Below are 1,209 nucleotides of genomic sequence, written 5' to 3' on the forward strand. Positions count from 1 at the left end.
TGGAACTCGACGAGGACTTCCTCACCGCGCTCGAACACGGCATGCCCCCGACCGGCGGGCTCGGGCTCGGCATCGACCGGCTGATCATGATGCTCACCGGCACCACCATCCGCCAGACCATCACTTTCCCCTTCACCAGGACCAAATCGTGACCACCATCGCCGAGCTCTCGCTGACCGACTGGTGGCCCGTCCGGATCCTGCTGCTGGCCGCCGCCGTCCTTTGTGGACTCGTCGTGTGGTTCCTCCGGCGGCGGGCGCTCAAGATCGGGGTGGCTGTGCTCGCGGGGCTGCTCGTGCTCGCCAACGTCGCCGCCGCCGTCAACGCCAGCTACGGCTACTACCTCACCTTCGGTCAGGCGGTCGGCTTGCCCGGGCCGGACGCCGCCTCGCTGAAGGATCTGGACCTCTCGCGGGTGCCCGGGAACGGGGTGGTGATCGGCATCGGCATCCCGGGCCGGGTCTCGAAATTCGCGGCGCGGAGCGCCCAGGTCTACGTGCCGCCCGCCTGGTTTTCCCAGCCCAGGCCCAAATTGCCGGTGGTGCTGCTCCTACACGGAACTCCGGGATCGCCCGGCGACTGGCTCGACGGTGGCGGCGCGGCGGTCACACTCGACGCGTGGGCCGCGGCGCACCACGGGGTGGCGCCGATCGTGGTGATGCCCGACATCAACGGGTCCTTCGACGCCGACACCGAATGCACCGGCGCCGTCGAGACCTATCTGGACAAGGACCTGCCCGGTTTCATCCGTGCCCGGTTCGCCACTCAGCCGCCAGGACGGCACTGGGCGATGGCGGGCCTGTCCGAGGGCGGTACCTGCGCCGCGACGATGGTTCTGCGGCACAGCAGCGAGTTCGGCAGCTTCGCCGACTACAGCGGCCTGCTCGGCCCGCGCACCGGGGACGACAACTCGCTCGGCGACACGGTTCCGGCCCTGTTCGGGGGTTCGGTCGCGGACTTCCGCGCCCATGAACCCGCCTGGCTCCTGACGCACCAGCGCTTTCCCGGCCTCGGCGCCTGGTTCGAGACCGGCGATGCCGATGACGCCCCGCTCTCCGCCGCGCGGCAGCTCGAGCCGCTCGCCGAGGCCGCTGGGATGGACGCCAGGCTCACCGTCCTGCCGGGCGGGGACCACAGCTTTTTCGTGTGGCGCCAGGCATTCGCGGATTCCCTGCCGTGGCTGGCGGCGCGGTTGGGGCTGGGTGGGGG

The 1,209-nt window shown here is 70.7% G+C and carries 2 protein-coding genes; both read left to right on the top strand.

Going from position 1 to position 1,209, the window contains the following annotated elements; all coding sequences use genetic code 11:
• Window positions 1-152, top strand: a 152-nt coding sequence (locus tag FPZ12_RS47185) for an amino acid--tRNA ligase-related protein (protein WP_166463130.1), incomplete at its 5' end; no start/stop codon positions are given.
• A partial coding sequence (locus FPZ12_RS45375) for an alpha/beta hydrolase (protein WP_144762676.1) occupies window positions 149-1,209 on the top strand: 1,061 nt, incomplete at its 3' end. The genes FPZ12_RS47185 and FPZ12_RS45375, both read left to right, overlap by 4 nt.

It is taken from the genome of Amycolatopsis acidicola (assembly GCF_007713735.2).
In the GTDB taxonomy this organism is placed as follows: Bacteria; Actinomycetota; Actinomycetes; order Mycobacteriales; family Pseudonocardiaceae; genus Amycolatopsis_E; species Amycolatopsis_E acidicola.